The 22,569-nt window shown below is 70.5% G+C and carries 22 protein-coding genes; 7 read left to right on the forward strand and 15 right to left on the reverse strand.

The features are described 5' to 3' along the window. Positions 1-21 precede the first annotated feature (21 nt). From BR07_RS0100500 to sigJ, 3 genes are all read left to right on the forward strand, one after another. A complete protein-coding gene (locus tag BR07_RS0100500; RefSeq protein WP_027503769.1) occupies positions 22-2,031 on the forward strand; it encodes an SDR family oxidoreductase in 2,010 nt (669 codons plus the stop codon). A gap of 78 nt (positions 2,032-2,109) precedes the next feature. After that, a complete protein-coding gene (locus BR07_RS0100505) occupies positions 2,110-2,865 on the forward strand; it encodes an SDR family oxidoreductase (protein ID WP_027503770.1) in 756 nt (251 codons plus the stop codon). After that, positions 2,862-3,755 (forward strand): RNA polymerase sigma factor SigJ, encoded by an 894-nt coding sequence (sigJ, locus tag BR07_RS22670; RefSeq protein ID WP_051613034.1) that lies wholly within the window; start codon positions 2,862-2,864, stop codon positions 3,753-3,755. The genes BR07_RS0100505 and sigJ overlap by 4 nt, the downstream gene beginning before the upstream one ends. Here sigJ and BR07_RS0100515 read toward each other — a convergent pair. The 3 genes from BR07_RS0100515 to BR07_RS27235 are packed head-to-tail and all read right to left on the reverse strand — an operon-like array spanning position 3,752 to position 4,911. Then, on the reverse strand, positions 3,752-4,192 hold the full coding sequence (locus BR07_RS0100515) for a 6,7-dimethyl-8-ribityllumazine synthase (protein ID WP_027503771.1): 441 nt from the start codon (positions 4,190-4,192) through the stop codon (positions 3,752-3,754). The genes sigJ and BR07_RS0100515 overlap by 4 nt on opposite strands. After that, a complete protein-coding gene (locus BR07_RS0100520; protein ID WP_027503772.1) occupies positions 4,189-4,479 on the reverse strand; it encodes a putative quinol monooxygenase in 291 nt (96 codons plus the stop codon). The genes BR07_RS0100515 and BR07_RS0100520 overlap by 4 nt, the downstream gene beginning before the upstream one ends. Positions 4,480-4,533: 54 nt before the next feature. Further along, positions 4,534-4,911: a VOC family protein gene (locus BR07_RS27235; protein ID WP_027503773.1), complete on the reverse strand. Its 378-nt coding sequence runs from the start codon at positions 4,909-4,911 to the stop codon at positions 4,534-4,536. 72 nt (positions 4,912-4,983) lie between these two features. Between BR07_RS27235 and BR07_RS0100530 the strand changes: the two genes are divergently transcribed. Next, on the forward strand, positions 4,984-5,808 hold the full coding sequence (locus tag BR07_RS0100530) for a helix-turn-helix domain-containing protein (RefSeq protein WP_051612915.1): 825 nt from the start codon (positions 4,984-4,986) through the stop codon (positions 5,806-5,808). Between the two features lies 1 nt (position 5,809). On the opposite strand, the gene BR07_RS0100535 is transcribed toward BR07_RS0100530, so the two are convergent. The 6 genes from BR07_RS0100535 to BR07_RS0100560 form a co-directional block, all read right to left on the reverse strand. Continuing rightward, the gene (locus tag BR07_RS0100535) at positions 5,810-6,766 is read right to left on the reverse strand and encodes a sensor histidine kinase (protein WP_027503775.1); all 957 of its coding nucleotides are present in this window, start codon (positions 6,764-6,766) and stop codon (positions 5,810-5,812) included. A 42-nt stretch (positions 6,767-6,808) separates the two neighbouring features. After that, the gene (locus BR07_RS22675; protein WP_051612916.1) at positions 6,809-7,357 is read right to left on the reverse strand and encodes a hypothetical protein; all 549 of its coding nucleotides are present in this window, start codon (positions 7,355-7,357) and stop codon (positions 6,809-6,811) included. A gap of 61 nt (positions 7,358-7,418) precedes the next feature. Beyond that, positions 7,419-8,198, reverse strand: coding sequence for an alpha/beta fold hydrolase (locus BR07_RS0100545; protein ID WP_027503776.1), 780 nt, complete (start codon positions 8,196-8,198; stop codon positions 7,419-7,421). Between the two features lie 28 nt (positions 8,199-8,226). Next, positions 8,227-9,462 (reverse strand): DNA polymerase IV, encoded by a 1,236-nt coding sequence (dinB, locus tag BR07_RS0100550; RefSeq protein WP_037183817.1) that lies wholly within the window; start codon positions 9,460-9,462, stop codon positions 8,227-8,229. Further along, positions 9,459-11,036 (reverse strand): DNA polymerase Y family protein, encoded by a 1,578-nt coding sequence (locus tag BR07_RS0100555; RefSeq protein WP_027503778.1) that lies wholly within the window; start codon positions 11,034-11,036, stop codon positions 9,459-9,461. Before BR07_RS0100555 ends, dinB begins: the two co-directional genes overlap by 4 nt. Next, positions 11,033-11,839, reverse strand: coding sequence for a hypothetical protein (locus tag BR07_RS0100560; RefSeq protein ID WP_027503779.1), 807 nt, complete (start codon positions 11,837-11,839; stop codon positions 11,033-11,035). Before BR07_RS0100560 ends, BR07_RS0100555 begins: the two co-directional genes overlap by 4 nt. A 186-nt stretch (positions 11,840-12,025) precedes the next feature. On the opposite strand from BR07_RS0100560, the gene BR07_RS0100565 reads away from it, so the two are divergent. Continuing rightward, on the forward strand, positions 12,026-13,276 hold the full coding sequence (locus tag BR07_RS0100565) for a serine/threonine-protein kinase (RefSeq protein ID WP_231476091.1): 1,251 nt from the start codon (positions 12,026-12,028) through the stop codon (positions 13,274-13,276). Between the two features lie 33 nt (positions 13,277-13,309). On the opposite strand, the gene BR07_RS0100570 is transcribed toward BR07_RS0100565, so the two are convergent. From BR07_RS0100570 to BR07_RS22680, 3 genes are read right to left on the reverse strand one after another with little or no spacing between them, the layout of a single operon-like run. Continuing rightward, on the reverse strand, positions 13,310-14,266 hold the full coding sequence (locus BR07_RS0100570; protein WP_027503781.1) for an endonuclease/exonuclease/phosphatase family protein: 957 nt from the start codon (positions 14,264-14,266) through the stop codon (positions 13,310-13,312). After that, complete coding sequence (locus BR07_RS0100575) at positions 14,263-14,898, reverse strand: response regulator (RefSeq protein ID WP_037184132.1); 636 nt, start codon at positions 14,896-14,898, stop codon at positions 14,263-14,265. Before BR07_RS0100575 ends, BR07_RS0100570 begins: the two co-directional genes overlap by 4 nt. A gap of 2 nt (positions 14,899-14,900) precedes the next feature. Continuing rightward, positions 14,901-16,208, reverse strand: coding sequence for a PspC domain-containing protein (locus tag BR07_RS22680; protein WP_051613035.1), 1,308 nt, complete (start codon positions 16,206-16,208; stop codon positions 14,901-14,903). 149 nt (positions 16,209-16,357) lie between these two features. On the opposite strand from BR07_RS22680, the gene BR07_RS0100590 reads away from it, so the two are divergent. Continuing rightward, entirely contained in the window at positions 16,358-17,626 is a 1,269-nt protein-coding gene (locus BR07_RS0100590) for a PspC domain-containing protein (RefSeq protein ID WP_027503783.1), read from the forward strand. Continuing rightward, on the forward strand, positions 17,616-17,852 hold the full coding sequence (locus BR07_RS0100595; RefSeq protein WP_027503784.1) for a hypothetical protein: 237 nt from the start codon (positions 17,616-17,618) through the stop codon (positions 17,850-17,852). The genes BR07_RS0100590 and BR07_RS0100595 overlap by 11 nt, the downstream gene beginning before the upstream one ends. 39 nt (positions 17,853-17,891) lie before the next feature. Here BR07_RS0100595 and guaA read toward each other — a convergent pair whose 3' ends face one another. From guaA to BR07_RS0100610, 3 genes are all read right to left on the reverse strand, one after another. Beyond that, entirely contained in the window at positions 17,892-19,490 is a 1,599-nt protein-coding gene (gene guaA, locus BR07_RS0100600) for a glutamine-hydrolyzing GMP synthase (protein WP_051613036.1), read from the reverse strand. A 28-nt stretch (positions 19,491-19,518) separates the two neighbouring features. After that, positions 19,519-21,309, reverse strand: a complete 1,791-nt coding sequence (locus tag BR07_RS22685; RefSeq protein ID WP_051612917.1) for an FAD-dependent oxidoreductase — start codon at positions 21,307-21,309, stop codon at positions 19,519-19,521. A gap of 80 nt (positions 21,310-21,389) precedes the next feature. Next, positions 21,390-22,532, reverse strand: a complete 1,143-nt coding sequence (locus BR07_RS0100610; RefSeq protein WP_027503786.1) for a GuaB3 family IMP dehydrogenase-related protein — start codon at positions 22,530-22,532, stop codon at positions 21,390-21,392. Positions 22,533-22,569: the final 37 nt, after the last annotated feature.

A 22,569-nucleotide genomic window follows, 5' to 3' on the forward strand; every position in this document is an offset into this window, starting at 1 on the left:
ACTCCGCGGTAAGGTCCGCGCATGAGTACTTACGTGGTCACCGGTGGCACAGGATTCCTCGGCCGGGCCGTGGTGCGCCGGCTGGTCGAACGCGACGCCAACGCTGTGGTCCACGTTCTCGTGCGACCGACCTCGGAACACCGCCTGAGCGGCGTCGCGGAGTCGTCCGGTCACCGCGTTCGCCCGCTGATCGGCGATCTCGAGCGACCCGGTCTCGGCATCGACGACTCAGCACTGTCCGCTCTGACAGCGGTCGACCACGTGATCCATCTCGGCGCGATCTACGACCTGACCGCCGGCGAGGACCAAGAATCGACCAACGTGCAGGGAACGGCCGCAGTCGCCGAACTCGCCCGGTCACTCGGCGCCACCCTGCATCACGTGTCGTCCATCGCGGTGGCCGGAGACCATCGAGGGGTGTTCACCGAGAACGACCTCGACCTCGGTCAGAACTTCCCGACGCCGTACCACCGCACCAAGTTCGAGGCGGAGAAGCTGGTCCGCGCGACTCCGGGCCTCACCTGGCGGGTCTACCGACCGGCAGCAGTGGTCGGTGACTCGACCACCGGCGAGATCGACAAGATCGACGGCCCGTACTACCTCTTCCGGCTCATCTCCCTCCTCGCCGAGTTGCCCTCGGCCCTGCCGATGACGGTGCCCGCACTCGGCGCGACCAACATCGTCCCGGTCGACCACGTCGCCGACGCGCTGGTCGCCCTCCTGCACGCCCCGGATCTCGACGGCCGCGTGTTCCACCTCGTCAACCCGCGTCCGCAACCGATGCGGGAGATCTACTCCGCTCTCGCCGACGCGGCCGGCGCACCCCGCGCCGTGGGGAGCATTCCCGGCTCTGTCGTCACGCCGCTGCTGCGCTCGACCAATCGTCATGTCGTCGCCGCCCGCGACGCGGTGTTCGAGAACTACGACATCCCGCCCGTCATGGCCGAGCACCTCACGCTGCCCACCCGATTCGACTCGACCCTCACCCGTGCCGCACTGAACGAGGCGATGGGCGAGAACGCGGCGCGCGTACCGGAGTTCCGCACGTACGCACCCGCACTGTGGTCGTACTGGCGTGCGCATCTCGACCCGTACCGGGCGCGACGCGACGATCCGGCCGGGCCACTGGTCGACCGACACGTCGTCATCACCGGCGGTTCCTCGGGTATCGGCAAGGCCTCTGCCTTCGCTGCGGCCCGCAAGGGCGCGCGCGTCATCATCGTCGCCCGCGACGAGGCCAAGCTGGCGGCCGTCGTGGAGGAGATTCGGGCGACCGGCGGCGACGCGCACGGCTACGTCTGCGACATCACCGACGACGCGTCCGTCGCCGAGACCGTGGCCGCGATCCTGCGCGACCACGACCACGTCGACATGCTCGTCAACAACGCGGGCAGATCGATCCGGCGCTCACTCACCCTGTCGACCGACCGTCTGCACGATTTCGAGCGGACCATGGCCGTCAACTACTTCGGGGCACTCCGCCTGATTCTCGCGCTGCTCCCCCACATGCGCGAGCGGAAGTACGGCCACATCGTCAACATCAGCAGCGCCTCGGTGCAGAGCCACCCGCCGCGCTTCGCCGCGTACGTGGCGAGCAAATCGGCGCTCGACGCCTTCACCTCGGTCGCCGCGTCGGAGACCCTGGCGGACGGTGTCTCGTTCACCACCGTGCACATGCCCCTCGTGGACACCCCGATGATCGCCCCCACCGGCAACAAGAACGTCAACAAGGTCGAGACGCCGGAGAAGGCCGCCGCGATGGTGATGCGGGCACTGATCGAGAAACCCAAGCGCATCGACGTTCCCACCGGAACCGCCGCGGAGTGGGGCAACCTGCTGATGCCTCGCTCGAAGGACCGCGTGCTGGCGTCGTACTACAAGGCGTATCCGGACAGTGCCGCCGCCAAGGGAATCACCGACACCAGCTCGTGGTCGTCCGGTCCCCGTGCACCGAAGAAGAACCGACGCGAGTTCCGGATGCCCCGGGTCGTGCGGCGGGCCGGACGATGGGTTCCCGGCGCCCACTGGTGATGTCACAGATGACGGCTCTCTCTCGTCCTACTCTCGAACGGGTTCCACCGAGGACTCGCACGAGGGAAGGATGACGCCATGCGGATCGCAGTGGCAGGCGGAACGGGCGCAGCGGGGCGGCACGTGGTGGATAAGGTGCGGGCGCGAGGACACACTCCCGTGGTACTCGCGAGATCGGCCGGAATCGATCTCGTGCGGCCGACGCCGGAGCTCGACCGGGCACTGACGGACGTCGACGCGGTGATCGACGCCGCGAACGTCACGACGATGTCGGCGCGCGCGTCCGAGAAGTTCTTCGGCGCCGTCACGTCGACGTTGCTGGCCGCCGGTGAGCGCGCGGGAATCCGTCACCACGTGGCGTTGTCCATCGTGGGGTGCGATCGTGTCGACTACGGCTACTACGCCGGTAAACGTCTGCAGGAGAAGCTCGTACGCGAGTCGACGCTGCCATGGACGATCCTCCGTGCGACGCAGTTCCACGAGTTCACCGATCAGGCTCTCGCGATGACTCCGGGTCCGGTCGCGATGGTCCCGACGATGCGGAGTCAGCCGGTCAGCACCGCCGAGGTCGCCGCCCACATCGTCGACCTGGCGGTGGGGACACCGCTCACCTCGGTCGTGGAGTACGCCGGTCCGCGCCCGGAGTACCAACCCGATCTTGCCCGGAGGCTGCTGCGCGCGCGTGGATCGAAGCGTCTCGTCCTCCCCCTGCGGCTGCCGGGCGCCGGGGGTCGCGGCATGGCGAACGGTGGGCTCCTTCCCGGTCCGGACGCTGCGCACGGTGACGAGACGTTCGATCAGTGGCTCGCGCGCGTGGGTGCCTCGACCCGGTGAGTGTCACCGACGACTTCGTCCGCGTCCGCCCACGGCTGGTCCGCATCGCCTACGCCGTCCTCGGTTCGCACGCCGACGCCGAGGACGTCGTGTCCGACTGCTGGCCGAAACTGGTCGCGGCCGATGCGACGTCACCCGTTCTCGACGTCGAGGCATGGGCCGTGGTCGCTGTCTCCCGCGCCGCACTGGACGTGCTGCGGTCGGCCCGCGTGCGACGAGAGACGTACGTGGGACCGTGGTTGCCCGAGCCGTTGGTCGGTCCGGCCGACTCGCCGCCGGACCGGGTGACGCTCGACGAGAGCGTGCGCTTCGCGCTCATGGTGGTGCTCGAGACGCTGTCCCCGGCCGAACGCACGACATGGGTCCTGCACGACGTGTTCGACGTCCCGTTCGACGAGATCGCGCGGATCGTGGGCCGCACTCCGAATGCCGTGCGGCAGCTCGCGTCTCGTGCACGACGGCACGTGACGGAGGGGGCTCCACGTTTCGCGGTGTCGCCCGAGCTGCATGCCGGCGCCGTACGTGACTTCACCCGTGCCGCCGGTACGGGAGTGCTCGCCGATCTGCTGACGACGTTGGACCCCGACGTCGTTCTCGTCAGCGACGGGGGCGGAGTCGTCTCGGCGGCACGGCGTCCCGTGATCGGCGCCGACCACGTCGCGAGATTCCTCCTCGGCATCGCGGCGAAGGCGGGAGACGGTCTGCGGGTGCGTCCGTGCCGTGTGAACGGCAGAACGGGACTCGCCCTCGTGGCGGGCGACGGGTTGATCGGCGTCGTCTCGTTCGAGGTGTCGTCGACGGGCCTGGTGTCGCGGATCGACATGATCCGGTCACCAGCCAAGCTCGCGCTCGTCGACCCCTCGGTCTGGCAGGACCGACCCGACAGCTAGCGGCCGATCGAGTCGAGGGACGCGAGCGTGCGCACCACCGCGCTCGCCGCCTCGACACCCTTCTTCTCGAGGTGCTCCGCGAAGAAGCTCGTGTGGTCGGCATGCTCGTGGAAGTGGTGCGGGGTCAGCACCACCGAGAACACGGGCACATCGGTGTCGAGCTGCACCCGCATGAGTCCGTCGATGACGGCCGTCTCGACGAAGTCGTGCCGGTAGATACCGCCGTCCACCACCAGCGCCGCCGCGACGACGGCCGAGTACCGGCCCGTGAGCGCGAGTCGCTTGGCGTGCAGGGGGATCTCGAACGCACCGGGCACCTCGAAGGTGTCCACGTCACGCCCGAACTCCCGCACGAAACCCTGGCGCACCCGGTCCACCAGTTCGCGATGCCAGGTGGCCTGGACGAAGGCCACCGAGGGAGTCGCGTCCGTCGTCATCGAACGGGCGCCAGCACGGTCAGCACCGGCGCCGCGGTGACGATCGAACCGAGTTCACTGCGACCCTCGGGCGTCGCCCGGAACGCGCGGTAGGCGGCGTCGGCCTCGACGCTGGCCCAGCTCTCGACGATGACGACGTGCGCCGGATCCTTCACGTCCGCCGTCACCTCGACACCGAGGCATCCCTCGAACGCGCGGGTGGCGACGAGGGTCTCGTCGATGATGCGGTGCGACTCCTCGAGGCGGGCGGGATCGAGACGCAGTTCGAGCAGAGCGGTGATGGCCACAGGACGTCCGTTCGGTCGGGGATCGCTGTCGATGCCAGTTCACCACGCGTGTGGTCAGCCCCAGTTGGCGGCATCCGTCAGGCAGAACGGATGGCCGGCCGGATCGAGGAGAACGCGCCACGTCTCGCCCGGCTGCGGCTCGGCGAGCATCGCCCCCAGCTCGATCGCACGGGCCTCGGCCACCGGGATGTCCTCGACTGCGATGTCGAAGTGGAACTGCTTGCTCCCGTCGGGGTTCGGCCAGGCGGGTGGGCGATAGCCGTCCACGCGGCCGAAGCCCAGCGCCGGGCCCCCGTTCGCGGGAGAGAGCATGGCGTAGTTCTCGCCGTCACCCATCGTCTGGGTCAGACCGAGGAACGCCGCCCAGAACTCGGCCACCGGAGGAACCTCGGCACAGTCCAGGGTCGTCATCGCCAGTCGCGTCGTCGTCATGACCTCAGCCTCCCTCACGATCGGCACCGTGACTTGAACAAACGCGCCAGCCCGAGCGGTACGGTTCGCTCCGTGACGGAGGATCCGTTGACCCGAGCAGGCCGACGCGCGCAGTCGGCGATCCTGCACCCCGCGCGTGCGGAGGGTCGGATCACCGTCGGCCGCTCCCGCCCTCCCGACGACCTCTCGACCCTCGTCGACTACTTCTGGTGGGTGGAGTGGCACTGCCCCGAACCGCACGTGCAGGAGGTCGTCCCGCGCCCGGTGGTCCATCTGACGGCGGAATCTCGGGACGGCGCTCCGCGGCTGCTGGTGCACGGCGTGATGCGACGTCGCTTCCAGCGCACCCTCGTCGGCGACGGGCGCACGGTCGCCGCAGCGTTCCGTCCCGCAGGTTTCCGCCCCGTTCTCGGCCGGCCCGTGAGCTCGATGACCGATCGGGTCGGGACCGTCGCGGACGTGCTGGGCACCGACGATCGCCGACTCGCCGGTCTCCTCCTCGACCCGGACGCGGACGTCACCACGTGTGTGGACCGACTGTCCTCGTGGCTGATCGAGCGGACCGCGACGGCCGACCCCGTGGCCGCCGACATCGCGGACCTCGTGGAGCTGGCCGAGACGGACACGACGGTCATCCGGGCGCAGCAGCTCGCGGATCGCGCGGGAGTGAGCCTGCGGACGCTGCAGAGACAGTTCGCCGACCATGTCGGCGTCGGGCCCAAGTGGGTGGTGCAGCGGTGCCGACTCCTGGACGTGGCGGGTGCCGCGCACACCGACGGCACGGTGGACTGGGCGGCGCTCGCCGCCGACCTCGGATACGCGGATCAGAGCCATCTGATCCGGGCGTTCACCGCCCTGGTGGGTAGTCCCCCCGCGCGCTACCGAGCGGACACCTGACTCACCCGTCCCGCGTGTGCGCCTCCCGCGCCTCGTCGACGAGGCGGTGGATACGGCGTGCGACCTCGTCCAGCTGATCGACGATGTCGCGCCGAAGTTGGTCCACCGCATCCTGATCCAGCGGCACCGCGGGCGCACGATCGGGGTCACCGATCTCGATGAGCAACTCGATGTTGGTGCGCAAGGCGGTGAGCGGCGCCAGCAGCTCGGTACCCGCGTCGACGATGAGGTGGTTCTGTGCGAGCCGCGAGCGTTGCAGGGCCGCCAGCATGTCGTTGAACCGATCGGCGAGATGCGCCAGCTCGTCGTCACCCACCACGGCCACCGGACTGAGGTCGCCGGTCTCGGTGATCCGCCGCGTGGCGCGGGTGAGTCGGCCGACCGGGCGCAGGCCCGTCCGCGCCACCAGATACCCCGACAGCCCTGCCAGCACCACCAGTGCGCCGCCCACCGTGACGAAGATGAGGAGCAGTCCACTCATCACCCCGTCGAGCGACCGGTAGGACTCTCCGACCAGCACCGTCGACCCGCTCGGCGCCTTCTCGATGGCCACCGCGTAGCCGTTCAGGTCGGTGACGACGCGGTCCGACTCCCCCGCGACCACCGACGCGACCACCGGTTCCAGCACGCCGTCGGGAGAGGCGAACGGAGTGAAACTTCCGGACGCGGAGTACACGTCACCGTCCTCGCTGACGATGCCCACCTGCAGATAGCGTCCCGCGCGAGGTCCGGCAGCGAAACCGAAGGCCGCGGGCGAGAGTCCGGAGGAGTCACTGGCGATCAACTTGTCGGCGTCCCGGCCCACCCGATCGGCGAGCTGCGCACGCAGAGCGTCCTCGGTGACCATGTAGATCACGAAGGAGCAGATCGCGACGGCCAGCGCCGCCACGCTCACCGTGAGAAGTCGGATGCGACTCCGCAGCGACAGCGTCGCCGCGCGGGGCCGGGTGACGGTCATGACACGACGGTAACCGGCGGATCGTTCGGCGGCTGTGCGGTCCTATCGACCGCGTGCGAACCGGTCCCGCACGGCTCGGCCCCAGATCGGGAGGAAGCCGACGGTCATGTAGGCCAACGGTCCCACCGTCCCGCCCCACTTGACGATGCTGAGCGCACTCGACACGGTCGCGGTCGTGTCGGTGATGCGGCGGGTGTCGCGGTGGAGGTAGAGGTTGACGACGTTCTCGGTGATGTCCGCGGTGGCCGCGACGGCCGGGGCGGCGACGAGCACCGCGCGCAACGACCGCGACATGGGAACCAGCTCGGCGAGCCGCACGGCGCCCAGCCGCAGCGCCGCCGCGTAGAGCACCGGGTGGTGGAAGTTGGCGTGGTATCCGTTGGTCAGCTCCCGCGCGGCGCGTGGACTCATCCCGTCGACGACCGACCGGTAGCGCGCACCCGACGGACACACCTGCAGTTGCGCGTAGGCGGCCCCGCCCTGGCCGGTGACCCTGATGAGGCTGAGCTCGGACACGGCGTACATCAGGGCCCGAGCAGCGAGTTCGCCGTCGGTCCGGGTCACGGTGAACTGCTGGGTGGGTGCCGTCATGCGCCGACGGTAACGACTGTGGTCGCCAGGGACGGCGAGGACGTCGTCGGTTCTGGACGCCTCACAGGGCGCGGGGAGTTTCCTGGTGCTCGGCGAGGAACGGGCCGACCGCGGCGTCGAACTCGGCGAACCGATCCCGATGCACACTGTGGCCGCTGTCCACGGCGACGACCCGGCTGCGCGGCACCAGCGCCGTCATCGCCTCGAGGCGCGCGCGGTCGACCATGCCGGTGGGACCACCCACGACCAACAGCACATCACTCTCCATGTGCGCCAGCGCCTCCCACCACAGCGGATCGGGGGCGCGGAACTGGGTGAGCGCGGACGAGGTCATCGACCGATCGAAGGCCAGCACGGCGCGGGGGTGTCGGATCACGCTGGTCGTGGCGTGCAACAGTTCGCGCGCGGACGGGAACTTCGTCGTGATCGACGGGGTCTCGTCACCAGGACGGATGGGGAGTGGGGCCTCCTCGACCACGAGCTTGCGCACCGTCGTCGGACGGCGTTGGGCGACGAGCGTCGCGGCGTGGCCTCCCAGGGAGTGGCCGACGAGGTCGACGCGAGTCAGCGAGAGATGATCCAGGAGCGCCTCGAGGTCGTCGCCGAACTCACCGAACAGGTAACTCCGTGCGCGTCCGCTGCGGCCGTGCCCGCGGAGGTCCGGGACGACGACACGGCGGCCCCGCCGAACCAGTGTGCGCGCGAACGCGTCCCAGGTGTGGCCGTCGCCGCCCATGCCGTGCACCAGCACGACGGGCGACCCCAGCACGTCGTCACCACCGGAATCTCGATAGTGCAGCCGCACGCCCTCGGCGTCCACCACACCGTCCGTCATGATCATCGAGCCATCCTCCCAGAGCCGCCGACCCTCACTCGTGGAGCATGGGCACCGATGTCTGCTCCTCTCGCCCGAGCAGCACACCGCGCGTGAGCGCGGAGGTGCCGAACCGGCGCTGCACTCCGTCGAGCGCCTCGTCCAGGGCCGTCCGGTCTATGGTCGGATGCTCGTCCTCCGGCGTCTCGAACGGCAGCTCGAGCTGCATCGCGGCGCCGTCCTCGAGATTCGACACCGCCACGCCGACAAGGGTGAGGCCCTGCATCGTGATGGTCGACATCGATGCGCCCAGCAGCGATCGGGCCGCGGTGAGCACGACGTGGGTGTCGGCCGTCGCGCGGGTCAGCGTCGTGGATCGCGTCGCTCGCGTGAAGTCGTCGAAACGCAGGCGCAGCGTGATCGTGCGACCTGCCCGGTGACCCTTCCGCATGCGGTGAGTGACACGGTCGACCAGTCCGACGAGGGCTGCGTCGATGTCCGCCGGGGTCTTGTGACGACGCCCCAGAGCATGTTGGGCGCCCACCGACCGCCGGCTCCTGCCGGTGCTCACCCGGCGCGCGTCGACACCGTTCGACAGGGCGTGCAGGTGCCGACCGGCGGCCGATCCGAGGACGGCGGCCAGCGCGCCCTCGCGGTGCGCGGCGAGGTCACCGATGGTGCGGATGCCCTGCGCGTGCAGCTTGTCGGCGGTGATCCTGCCGACGCCCCACATGCGCTCCACCGGAAGCGGATGCAGGAACTCGAGCTCACGGTCCGGCGGAACCTCCAGCAGGCCGTCGGGCTTGGCGACGGCACTGGCGATCTTGGCGAGGAACTTGGTGCGCGCCACCCCGACGGTGATGGGGAGACCGACGTCCTCCGCCACCGTGCGACGCAGGTCCCGAGCGATGTCCGACGGCGATCCGGACAGCCGCGCCAACCCGGTGACGTCGAGGAAGGCCTCGTCGATGGAGATGCCCTCGACCAGCGGGGTGACGTTCTCGAACACCTCGAAGACGTCCTTGCTCGCCTGCGAGTAGGCGGCCATCCGGGGCGGCACCACCACCGCCTGCGGGCACAGAGCGCGCGCCTGTCGGCCACCCATGGCCGTCTTCACGCCGAAGGCCTTGGCCTCGTAGCTCGCCGCCAGAACCACACCACCGCCGACGATGACGGGTCGCCCGCGCAGCGACGGGTCGTCCCGCTGCTCCACCGAGGAGTAGAAGGAGTCGAGGTCCGCATGCAGGATCGTGGCCTCGCCCGTGCGTTCCCGTGCGCGTTCCGCCGTCATTCGTAGATCCCTTCCACGAACCATCGTCCACCGTCGTGCAGGACCAGCAGGGCACGGGTGTCCTCCAGCAGCACCTGCGCCCGTGCCACCTGGCGGGCCGTGGAGGTGGCGCCGAGATCCCACCACCGCTCGTCCGCGGCCCACGGTCCCGCCCAGCCGTGCAGCACCCAGCTCCGCGATCCCCAGTCGACCCGGCCGGGCACGCGATCGAACATGCCGCGCTCGGTGACCTGCACCGCCACTCCCGACTCGTCGGTCACGGCGATCTCCGGACGCGTCGGCATCAGCGCCGAGGGCGACGGGGACGGCAACCGGCCGGGCCACGGAGCGGAGGGATCGGCATCGGGCACCGGCTCGTCGCCCCACGGCAGCATCGTCACGCGCTCACCCGGCCCCCGACCACCGCTGAGCACACCCACCTGGACGGCGTCGCCGCCCAGCAGACCCTGCACCCGCACCAGGGCACGGCGGGCCCGCTCGTCCTCGTCGCCGACTCCGCCCCACAGTCCCAGCTGCAGCGCACCCGCCGACACCACCTCCACCGGCTCGAGACGCAGCAGGACGATGCCGGCGGTCGGCTTGTTCTCACTGCGGCCGGTGAGCCAGCCGTCGAGCTGCCATCGCACGCGATCCGCGGTGCCCTCGGGAGTGAGCGGTTCCGCGCATCGCCACGTGCGGGAGAGGTGTTCACCGTTGGCCGTGGTGGCCTGCACCAGCAACCGGGTGCAGGCCACGGCCGCGGCCGACAGCGTCACGTGCAGTCTCTCGGCCAGGGCGCGACCCGCGAACGCCGCCGCGTCGACGCGATCGATCGGAGGGTCGCAGCGGTACTCGACCTCGAGATCGGGAGGAAGCACGCGCGCCGAGGGCGGCCGCTCCGGCTCACCTCGCGCGCTGCGGTGCGCGAGGACCGCGTCGGTGCCGAAGCGGGAGGCCACGTCCACCGGTGACAGTGCCCCGAAGTCCCCCACCGTGCGCAGACCCAGCCGCACCAGCAGATCCACCAGGTCCACCCGCTCCGGCGCCGCGAGAGACGGTTCCGCCGACAACTCGGCCACCGGGAGCGGAGCCAGGAACTGCGCGCCGCTCCCCCGCGGCACGATCGCGCCGTGCCGAGCCGCGACGACGGCCGTCGACACCTCGTCGGCGATCCCCACCTGGCACTCGACACCGACCGCCGCGACGGTGTCCACCAGTCGCTCCGCCGCGGCCTCCTCCGAACCGAAGTACCGCGCCGCACCGCGCGCCGACAGCAGCAACAGGCCGGGCCGCAGCACCTCGATACCGGGCACCACCTCGTCCACCGCCGAGGCGACCGGCTCGAACAGTCGCGCGTCACGATCCGGATCCGCCCGCGCCACATACAGTTCCGGACAGCGGGCCTGCGACTCACGGCGTCGGCCGCCGCGACGGACCCCCTCGGCGCGTGCCGTCGCGGAGCAGGCGACGACACGATTGGCGGAGACCACCGCCACCGGCGACGAGGCCGGGATCTCCGCCGCGGCGGCAGCGGCCACGGCCGGCCAGTCGGGGCACCACAGAGCCAGCACCCGGCTCCGACGGTCGGTGCTCACGACGGCAGCGCTTCCAGCACCGGATCCTGATGCGACACGGCGGAGTCGGCCGATCCCCACTCGACCCCGTCGCCCGTGGACGTCAGGGTCAACCGGCCGGTCCGCGGCCGGACGGCACGGCCCTGCACCTCGACGCCCAGATGCACGGCGCGCACCCGGCCGTGACCCGTACGGACCCCCGAGCCGAGCCCGCCGTACCCGCGGATGCGGGCGTCCAACCGGAGCTCGGCGCCGTCCCAGCGTCCGTCGGTGACGATCAGCGTGGCGCCCTTGTTGCGCGCCCGAGCGACCACCGCCCGCGCTCGCGACGGCGGCACCGACATGCCGCCCAGCCCCAGCACCACCAGATCGATGCCGTCGAGCAGCACGGCGGCGACCTCCACCGGGTCCGGCCCGGGATCCGGGACCAGCGCCACCCGCTGCAGATGCGCGCCCATCTCCGACGCCGCCAACAGTCCCAGCCGCGGCAGACCGATGACGGCGGCGTGCCGTCCCGATCCGGTGACCGACGCCAGGATCCCGAGGAGCAACGATCCGGCGCCGGACACCGAGACCACCGTGCCGCGGGCCAACCCACCCTCGGGGAGCAGCGCCGACAACGCCTCCGGGACCGGGAGAACCGGGCGGACCCGGGCCGGCGCAGGATCCGGGGCAGGCGCGGTGGCCGTGAGGGTGACCGGTGCGGCAGGAGCGGGGGCATCGGCCACACGCGCAGGTGAGGACCGGATACGACGCCGCAGGAACTCGATCCGCTCGGTGCGGGACAGCCCTTCGAGGCCTTCGAGATCAACGGAAACAGGCATACTCACTCCCCGGTCGGGACGGTCGAGACTGCGTTGGAGACCCGGGGGAAGACCGAGAATTCGAACATACTTTCGAACGCTCACACCAGTAAAGCCGCTGCCCGTTCGAACGTCAAGACGCCCGGAAACGTCCTGGTGACAGCCCTGCCCGGCACTCGATCGGCTCGTCCGATAACCTCGAACACCGTGACTGATCACCAGCAGCCCAGCGGAGCGGTGGCCGGCTCGGGGCGCACGCGACCGGTCATCGGACCCGACTACCTCCTCGCCGGTCGCTACCGACTCGACTCCAAGCTCGGCGGCGGCGGAATGGGCGCGGTGTGGCTCGCGAGCGACACGTTGCTCAGCCGCAAGGTGGCCGTCAAACAGGCCACCTCGACCGTGGACCTCACCCCCGAGGCCGCCCGCGAGATCCGCGAACGCGCCATGCGCGAGGGGCGGATGGCGGCCCAGCTGAACAACCCGCACGCCATCGCCATGCACGACGTCGCACTCGACAGCGGCGAGCCCTGGCTCATCATGGAGTACCTCCCCGCCCGCAGCCTCGCGATGGCCCTCAACATCGCCGAGTCGCTGCCCCCGGACGAGGTCATCCAGATCGGTGCCCAGATCGCCGACGCCCTCACCGCCGCCCACGCCGCCGGCATCGTGCACCGCGACATCAAGCCGGGCAACATCCTGGTCGCCGATCGCGGCAGCGCGCTGGGCATGGTCAAGATCAGCGACTTCGGCATCTCGCGCGCCAAGACGGACACGCATGAGGAGAACAGCGCCGTCATCACCGGCACCCCCGCGTACTTCGCACCCGAGGTGGCGCGCGGCGCGGACCCCACCGAGGCCAGCGACGTCTTCTCGCTCGGCGCCACGCTGTACACCGCGACCGAGGGACAACCACCCTTCGGCATCGACGCCGACTCCATCGCCCTGCTGCACCGCGTCGCCGGGGGGCGCATCATCCCACCGCGCAAGAGCGGACCGATGACGGCCACGTTGCTGCACATGCTCGAACCCGACCCCGCGCGCCGCCCCACCATGGCCGAGGTCCGCACCCGCTTCGTCACCCTCGCCGTGGGCAAGAACGGCAACGCCGGATCGGTGATCAACCACCCGCTGCGCGCGGCCGACGGTCAGGTCCCGTTCTGGGCGCTGCGCGGCTCCCGAGTCCCGGGCACCTCCCGGCGAGGCGAACGCATCCACGGCCGCACCATGACGGGGCTCCCGGCAGCGGACACCGCCACCCCTCTGGATCGGGTTCCACGTCCGACGGCGGCGTCCACCACGCCGGCACCCGGGCCGGCTCCGCGCCCGACGTACTCGCCGCCCGCGTTCGAGACGAAGGAACCCAAGTCCTTCAGCGCCCCCGCCGGGCTGCCGCTCTACCTCGCGATCGGCGGCGCGGTGCTGCTCCTGCTCATCGTCCTGCTCCTGGTGCTCTGACCCGCTCCCGACCCGGCGAGAGATCGAGGTGGGTCAGGGGACGTCGACGGTCGCGACGAGCCCCCGGTGATCCGATCCCACGATGTCGACGGGCTCGAGGGAGCGCACCTGCGCGTCCCGCACCACGACGTGGTCGATCCCGACCACCGGTGGGTACCACGTGTCCATCGGGTAGGTCGGGATCAGCCCGGCACCGACAGCGTCCGCGGCGTCCACGTAGCCACCGGTGAGCAGATCGCGGAACCGCTTGTGCGCGTGCGTGGAATTGAAGTCACCGCCGACGATCACCGCTCCCGGCGACGCCTGCGCCAACTCGTCACCGAGCATGTCGAGCTCCGACGCCCACACCGGGGTGGGTGTCGGCCAGGGCGGCACCGGATGCACCGCGTAGACCCGGAGCGGCTGCGCCGCACCGACATCGAGATCTGCCGTCACGCTCGCGAGCAGGTAACCGGGCAGTTCCCGGCCGTTCGACAGCGGGAACCGGCTGTAGATCGCGGCGCCCGCGCCGCCCTGATACGGCGCCACGAACCGGTAGGGCAACGCGGCGGAGAGCCCGGCCGCGTCGAACACCCCCACCGACTCCTCGGTGAGCTCCTGCACGGTCAGGACGTCGATGCGGCGCTCCCGCACCGACGCCACCAGTGCCTGTGGATCCGCCTCTCCCAGTTTGACGTTCGCCTGCATCACGCGCAGCGGCTCACCGGGGGCGGCATCGGCGACTCCCGCGGCGCCCGGTACGTACAACGGCACCACGACCACTGCGGCCGACCCCAGGAGAACGGCCGACGCCGCGGCGATCCACCACCGCCGCGCGAGCAGGCACACCAGGACTCCGACGACGGTCACGCACAACAGGATCGGCGCCGCGGAAGCGGGACCCACGACCACCATGCTGCGGGTCTCGAGCATCGACGAGACGACGGCCACCAGACCCGCGGCGAGCCCACCGAGGCCGACGACGACGGCCGCGACCGCACGGGCCCTCATTCGATGCGCCGTCGGTGTGCCCAGCGGGTGAGGGCGTTCCTGTTGGACTGCTGCGTCTTCCGCAACACGTTCGAGGCATGGGTCTCGACGGTCTTGATCGAGATGAAGAGCGTCTCGGCGATCTCGCGGTAGGTGTAGCCACGGGCGAGCAGACGCAGCACCTCCATCTCGCGCGGCGTCAGGGAGTCGAGCTCCGGATCGAGCGGCGGTTCCGGTGCCGCGGAGCGACCGGTGAACGAGTCGAGGACGAACCCCGCCAACCGCGGTCCGAACACGGCGTCACCGCCCGCGACGCGGCGCACCGCGTCGGCCAGATCGGACCCCGAGATGGTCTTGGTGACGTAACCCCGAGCACCGGCGCGGATCACGGCGATGACGTCCTCGGCGGCGTCGGACACGCTGAGCGCCAGGCACACCGGGCCCTCCGCGATGGACTGCAGAACGGCGACCCCACCGCCGTCGGGCATGTGCACGTCGAGCAGGACGACGTCGGGACGGATCTCGTCGATACCACGGACCGCGTCCGCGACGCCCCCGGCCTCACCGACCACCTCGATGTCGGTCTCGCGCCCCAGTTCCGCGCGCACCCCCGACCGGAACACTCCGTGATCGTCGACCAGGAAGACTCGCAGGGTCACGCGGACCGTTCCTCTCTCGCGGTGTCGGGCGCGGAGTCCGCGTGCCCGGTGGTACCCGTGCCGCGCACCCGCGGCACACAGATGTGGATCTCGGAACCCTGCCCGGGTGCGGACCGCACCCGCACAGAGCCGCCGCGGCGTTCGATGCGTGCCCGCACACTGCGCGCCAGGCCCTGGCGATCCTGCGGCACGCTCTCCGGATCGAATCCGCACCCGCGGTCGCGGACGAAGACCTCGACGGTGTCGCAGCCCGCCTCGGCATACAGGTCGACGGAGGTCACCCCGGAGTGCTTGGCGGCGTTGACGAGTGCCTCGCGCGTGGCTCCGAGCAGAGCGGTGGCGACCTCACGGTTCAACCCCGAACTCTCGACCGGCTCGTCCAGGGCCACGTCGCCCACGGTCACGGGATCCACGGTCACACCGTAGTGGTCCTCGACCTCACCGGCGATGGTGGCCAACGCGCGGACGAGAGACGCGTGGTCGTCCCGGTCTCCCCCGAACAGCCACTTGCGCAGCTCTCGTTCCTGGCTGCGCGCGAGGCGCATCACCTCGGCGGAGTCGGTGGACTGCTTCTGGATCAGGGCGAGGGTCTGCAGCACGGAGTCGTGCAGGTGCGACGCGATCTCCTCGCGTTCGTCGTTCCGGATGCGTGCCGCGCGCTCGTCACCGAGGGCGCGCCACAACCGCATCCAGAGCGGGACGGTGAGCAGTACCGCCCCGACCAGCGTCACGACGACGGCGAGCAGGGACGACTGCAGCGCCCGCACGTCCACGCGGGCGACGAGCACGACACAGAGCCCGATGATCACGAGCGTGACCCCGGCGACGATGCGCGCCCACCCGAGTACCGACGTGCGTGCGTGCCGAGGCCGGGTGTCCGCCGTCCGGGTCCCGGCCGCGTCGAACTCCCGCCACACCAGCGCGGCGCCGAGCGCGACGACGACGACAGGGGCGATGATCGTGGACGAGCTGCCCGTCAGCCCCGACCCCAGCGCGACGGCGCCGCCGATCCCGAGGGCGATCAGCCCGTACGCGCGACGCTTCTCCGAGCGGTCCGGCCTGCGGACGTCGGTACCCGCGGAGGTGAAGATCCACAGCAGTCCGTAGGCGACAGCACCGGCGCCGGCCGCGGCGCACAGCACCGCGAAGACGACCCGCACCCGGAACACGTCGACGTCCAGGTGATCGGCGACACCGCCCGCGACACCGCCGACGACACGTCCGGCGGCACGGCGACGGAGCGCCGGCGTCGGCAACGGCGGACGGCCGGGGGGCTCCCGCGTGTGCGGAGGCTGTGCGGGCAGGGTGGACACGCCTCGATACTGGCACGGCTCACGGCTCCGCGGTATCGGGGTTCTCCCCCATCTCGGTCGAGTCGCACGACGCGTGGACACCGGCGAAATCAGGGTTCGCCCCGATGTGCCGGGACGCCTCGGCAGCCCAGGATGTATCCATGACCCACGCCACCGCGTCCGCCCAGCTGTCCGAGATCTGGCGAACCCGACCCGTGCGCCTGCCCGATCAGGGCCCCGGTGCCGGTGTCGCCGCCGGAATCGGGCACCGCTACCGCGTCGACCCCGTTCTCGTCCGTGTCGCGTTCGTCGTCTCCACCCTCTTCGGCGGATCCGGCCTGGTCCTGTATCTCGCTGCCTGGCTGGTGCTTCCGCGCCGCGGCGATGTCGTGTCGCCGGCGGAGTCGCTGCTCGGCCGCGGCCGCACGTCGGACTCCCACACAACGGCCGTGGTGCTGTCCGTCGCTCTCGTCATCTCGGTCCTCACGGTCGGACCACTCGGAATGGGATCGGGGCTGGTGTCCACGATCGCCATGCTGGGGGCCCTGTACCTGCTGTTCCGTCGGACTCCGAACGCGCCGACACCGGCCGAGCTCGCCGGCGCTCCCCTCTCCGCGCACGATCCGGCTGCACAGCAGTGGAACGCCTACTCGACGCTCCCCGACCAGTACGTTCCGGAACCCGCCGCCCACCCCGCGCCCGTCTCGTTGTCGAAGGACGACCCGGACACACCGTCCACTCCGCCGCCGCCGAGCTGGGATCCTCTGGGAGTCGCTCCGTTCGCCTGGGACCTCCCCGAACCGGGTCGGCCCGTTCTCCCGGTCCCCGCACCGACGCGGAAGTCGCACCTGACGTCCACGGTGATCGGCCTCGCCATCATCGCCTCCGCCGTGACCATCGGCATCGGCGCCGCCACGGGCGCCGCCGTCGTGACCGCTCCCCGTGTCGGCGCGGTGGCGCTGACCGTCGTCGGCATCGGACTGATCATCGGCGCCTTCCTGCGGCGCGGCTACGGGTTGCTCGTTCTGGCGGCCCCGCTCGCCGGGTTCGTCCTCGTGTCGTCCCTGGTCGACGTGCAGGACCTGCGCGGTGTCGAGTCACCGAACATGGGCAACGTGACGATCGCGCCCACGTCGATGGCTGCGCTGGCGCCCTCGTACGAGTCCGGTGTCGGGAACTTCGTCCTCGACCTGCGCGGGCTCGACCTCACCGAGGACCGCACCGTGACCGTGGAGAAGGCCGTCGGCAACACCGAGATCCTGCTGTCGCCGACCATGAACGTCGTCACCGACTGCAACAGTGCCGTCGGCAACGCGAACTGCATCGGCGCCGGCGGGGTCGACGGCGGATCCGACGGGACGGCAGGACCGACCCTGACCATCGAGGCCAGCACTGCGCTGGGAAATCTGGAGGTGCACCGTGACCGATGAGACCGGACACGACACGAGCGGTACCGATCGCCGCGGACCCTCACCGGTCCTGCTGATCGCCGGTGCGGCGGCGCTGCTGCTGGCGATCCCGACGCTCGTCGGCGCGGACCCCACCGCGATCGTCGCCGGCGCCGCGTCGGGCTGGACCCTGGTGATCGCCGCGATCGTCGTCGGCGTGGTCCTCGTCCTGGCACCCGTCAGACGACGGAAGTCCCGCTCGCAGTAGAGCTCTCGCCGTTCTACCGCAGGCGGTCCGCCGCCGGGCTCACTCCCATTCGATGGTGCCCGGCGGCTTGCTCGTCACGTCGAGCACCACCCGGTTCACCTCGCGCACCTCGTTGGTGACCCGGGTGGAGATCCGTTCGAGCACGTCGTACGGCAGCCGGGTCCAGTCCGCGGTCATCGCGTCCTCGCTCGACACCGGACGCAGGACGATGGGATGGCCGTAGGTCCGGCCGTCGCCCTGCACACCCACACTGCGGACGTCGGCGAGCAGCACCACGGGGCACTGCCAGATCTGGGAGTCCAGACCCGCCATCGTCAGCTCCTCGCGGGCGATGGCGTCGGCGTGGCGCAGCGTCGCCAGGCGATCGGGCGTCACGGATCCGATGATGCGGATGGCCAGACCCGGGCCGGGGAACGGTTGCCGCGCCACGATCTCCTCGGGCAGGCCGAGCTCCCGGCCGACGGCGCGGACCTCGTCCTTGAACAGCAGCCGGAGCGGCTCCACGAGCGAGAACTGCAGATCCTCGGGCAGACCGCCGACGTTGTGATGACTCTTGATGTTGGCGGTACCGCTGCCGCCGCCGGACTCGACCACGTCCGGGTAGAGCGTGCCCTGGACGAGGAAGTCGATCGACTCCCCGTGCGCCGCACTGTCACCCAGTTCCGCGCTCACCGCACCCTCGAACGATCGGATGAACTCGCGGCCGATGATCTTGCGCTTGGTCTCCGGATCCGAGACGCCCTCGAGCTCGCGCAGGAAGGTGTCCACGGCGTCCACCGTCACCAACCGGGCGCCGGTGGCGGCGACGAAGTCCTGCTGGACCTGCTCGCGCTCTCCCGCTCGCAGCAGTCCGTGATCGACGAACACACACGTCAGTCGGTCACCGATCGCGCGCTGCACCAACGCCGCGGCGACCGCGGAGTCGACACCGCCGGAGAGACCACAGATGGCCCGGCCGTCGCCCACCTGCTCGCGCACCTGCTCGACCAGCGCGTCCGCGATGTTCGCCGCCGTCCACGTCGGCGCGATGCCGGCGATGTCGTGCAGGAAACGGGACAGCACCTGCTGACCGTGCGGGGAGTGCAGGACCTCCGGGTGATACTGCACCCCGGCGAGGCGTCGCGCCCGGTTCTCGAAGCCGGCGACGGGGGCGCCGGCACTGGTCGCCACGACCTCGAAACCCTCGGGAGCTTCGGTGACGGCGTCGCCGTGACTCATCCACACGGGCTGCGTCGACGGCAGCCCGTCGTGCAGCGTTCCGCCGGAGACGTCGATGTCGGTGCGCCCGTACTCGCGGGTGCCCGTGTGGGTGACCGTGCCACCCAGCGCACCCGCCATCGCCTGGAAGCCGTAGCAGATACCGAATACCGGGACGTCCAGGTCGAACAGCGCCGGATCGAGCTGCGGCGCACCTTCGGCGTAGACGCTCGACGGACCACCGGACAGCACGATCGCCGCGGGCTTCTTCGCCGCGATCTCGTCGACCGTCATCGTGTGCGACACGACCTCGGAGAACACCCGTGCCTCGCGGACGCGCCGCGCGATCAACTGGGCGTACTGCGCGCCGAAGTCGACGACGAGCACCGGATTCGCGTTCTCGAGGGGCGGGACGGGATCCTGCTGCGGGGAGTCGGTCACGCGCACAGTCTAGAGAGCGCGTCCGCCCTCATGCCGCGCCGGTGCTGCCCGCGTGGCTGGCGACCCGCGTCGAGGACGGCGGCGTACTCGTCGGCGTCCGGATCTCGACGATGGGCAGCACGAGCGCCGCCGGTGCGTGCGCGGGAACCACCGGGCTGCGGGGTGCGATGGGTTCGATGCGCTCGTACGGCAGACCCTGCGCGGGCCGAAGGTCCTTCTCCCCCTTGTTCGGCCACAGCGACGCGGCCCGCTCGGCCTGCGCGCTGATGGTCAGCGAGGGATTGACGCCCAGGTTGGCGGACACCGACGAGCCGTCGACGATGCTCAGCGTCGGGTAGTTGTGCACGCGGTGGTACGGGTCGATGACGCCGTTCTCCACGTCTTCGGAGATGACGCAGCCGCCGAGGAAGTGGGCGGTGAGCGGGATGTTGAAGACTTCTCCCCACGTCCCGCCGGCGATCCCGTCGATCTTCTTCGCGATGCGCCGGGTGGCCTCGTTGCCCATCGGGATCCACGTGGGGTTCGGCTCGCCGTGTCCCTGCCGGCTGCTGACGTGACGACGCCCGAACGGACCACGCTTGGTGAAGGTGGTGATGGAGTTGTCGAGGTTCTGCATCACCAGCGCGATGATGGTGCGCTCGCTCCAGTGCCGCGTGTTCATCATGCGCAGGAACCGGACGGGGTTCTTGACCACCTCGGCGAGGAACTTGAGCCACCGCGGGGTGCGGCCGCCGCCGTCCGTCATGAGCGTCTGCAGCAGGCCCATCGCGTTGGAGCCCTTGCCGTAGCGGCACGGTTCGATGTGCGTGTCCGCACTGGGGTGGAACGACGACGTGATCGCGACACCGCGGGTGAGGTCGATCGACGGGTCGTAGGTCAGCTTGCCCGCGCCGACGATGGACTCCGAGTTGGTGCGCGTCAGGCGCCCGACCGTGGGCGAGAGGTTCGGCAGCGAACCCGTGTCGCGGAACTTGTGCATGAGCTGCTGGGTGCCCCACGTGCCGGCGGCGAGGACGACGTGCCCCGCGGTGTAGGTGGCACGGCCCTTGCGCAGGCGCGCGCCGGTCCGCTCGGTTGACACGACCCACGAACCGTCCGGTCGCGGCGTCAGGTCGGTGACGGTGGTCATCGGCACGATGTCCGCGCCGGCCTTCTCCGCGAGGCCGAGGTAGTTCTTGAGCAGCGTGTTCTTGGCGTTGTGGCGGCAGCCCGTCATGCACTCGCCGCACTCGATGCAGCCGGTGCGGTCCGGGCCCATGCCGCCGAAGTACGGATCGGGCACCGTCTTGCCGGGCTCGTCGCCGAAGAACACGCCGACGGGCGTCTGGATGAAGGTGTGGCCGACGCCCATGTCGTCCGCGACGGACTTCATGACGTGGTCCGCCGGGGTCATGTGCGGGTTCTGCACGACACCGAGCATCTTCTGCGCCTGCTCGTAGAACGGCGTCAGCTCGGAGTGCCAGTCGGTGATGTGCGACCACTGCTGGTCCTGGAAGAACGTCCGCGGCGGCTGGTAGAGCGTGTTGGCGTAGTTCAGCGACCCGCCGCCGACACCGGCGCCGGCCAGGATGAGGCAGTCACGCAGCAGGTGGACGCGCTGGATGCCGAAACAGCCCAGCTTCGGCGCCCAGAGGAACTTCTTCAGGTCCCAGCTGGTCGCCGCGAAGTCGTCGTCCTCGAACCGACGCCCGGCCTCGAGAACGCCGACCGAGTACCCCTTCTCGACGAGCCGCAGCGCCGTGACACTGCCACCGAAGCCGGACCCCACGACGAGGACGTCGTAGTGCGGGGTGGCGCTCGTCGTGGTTGCGTCGCTCATCGAGACCTCCTGATAGACCCGGACGTGATCGGCACCACGATACCGTACGTGTGAATCCGGGTGACAGGAACTGGTCGCGACTATCCGCGGATGTTGAGGCCCACCTTCTGGAACTCCTTGAGATCGGAGTAGCCCGACTTGGCCATCGACCGTCGCAGGCCGCCGACCAGGTCCAGCGAACCGAACGGGTCCGTCGACGGACCGGACAGGACGCGGTCCAGCGACGGACGGTCCTCGCCGAACGACACGGGCAGGAACGCACCGCGCGGCATCGACGGGTGCGCCGCTGCCGACGGCCAGTACCAACCGCGGCCGGGAGCCTCGTCGGCCAAGGCGAGCGGTGCTCCGAGCACGGCGGCGTCCGCACCGCAGGCGATGGCCTTCGCGAGATGACCCGATGTCGAGATCCCGCCGTCGGCGAGCACGTGCACGTACCGGCCGCCGGTCTCGTCCAGGTAGTCACGACGGGCGGCGGCGGCGTCGGCGATCGCGGTGGCCATCGGGACACCGATACCGAGGACCTCGCCCGTGGTGGTGGCACCCTCGGTGGATCCGTAGCCGACGATGACACCCGCGGCGCCGGTCCGCATTAGGTGCAGGGCGGTGCGGTGGTCGCTCACGCCGCCGGCCACGACGGGAACGTCGAGCTCGGCGATGAACGTCTTCATGTTGAGCGGTTCCTCGCTCGGGTGCCCCACGTGCTCCGCGGAGATGATCGTGCCCTGCACGACCAACAGGTCGATGCCCGCGGCCACCAGTGCCGGAGTCAGCGACCGTGCGTTCTGGGGACTGACGCGCACGGCGACCGTGACACCGGCCTCCCGCACCTGCGCGACGGCGGCGGCCAGCAGATCCGGCTGCAGGGGTGCGGCGTGAAGCTTCTGCAGCATCTTCACCGGCGCGTCCGCGTCGACGTCCGATTCCGCGAGCTCGACGAGCTGATCGATCACCGACTCCACGTCGGCGTGGCGGCTCCACAGGCCCTCACCGTTGATGACGCCGAGGCCACCGCGCTTGCCCAGCTCGATCGCGAACGACGGAGACACCAACGCGTCGGTCGGGTGCGCGACGATCGGGATGTCGAAGCGGTAGGCGTCCAGTTGCCATGCCGTCGACACCTCCTTCGACGACCGGGTACGCCGGGACGGGACGATGTCCACGTCCTCGAGCTCGTACGTCCGTCGAGCCGTGCGGCCCATGCCAATTTCCACCAGGTCGCGCACGCGCGTCCTCTCTCGTAAGCCTCCCGGACCTCGTGGG

The sequence above is a fragment of the Rhodococcus sp. UNC23MFCrub1.1 genome, assembly GCF_000686025.1.
Lineage (GTDB): Bacteria > Actinomycetota > Actinomycetes > Mycobacteriales > Mycobacteriaceae > Rhodococcoides.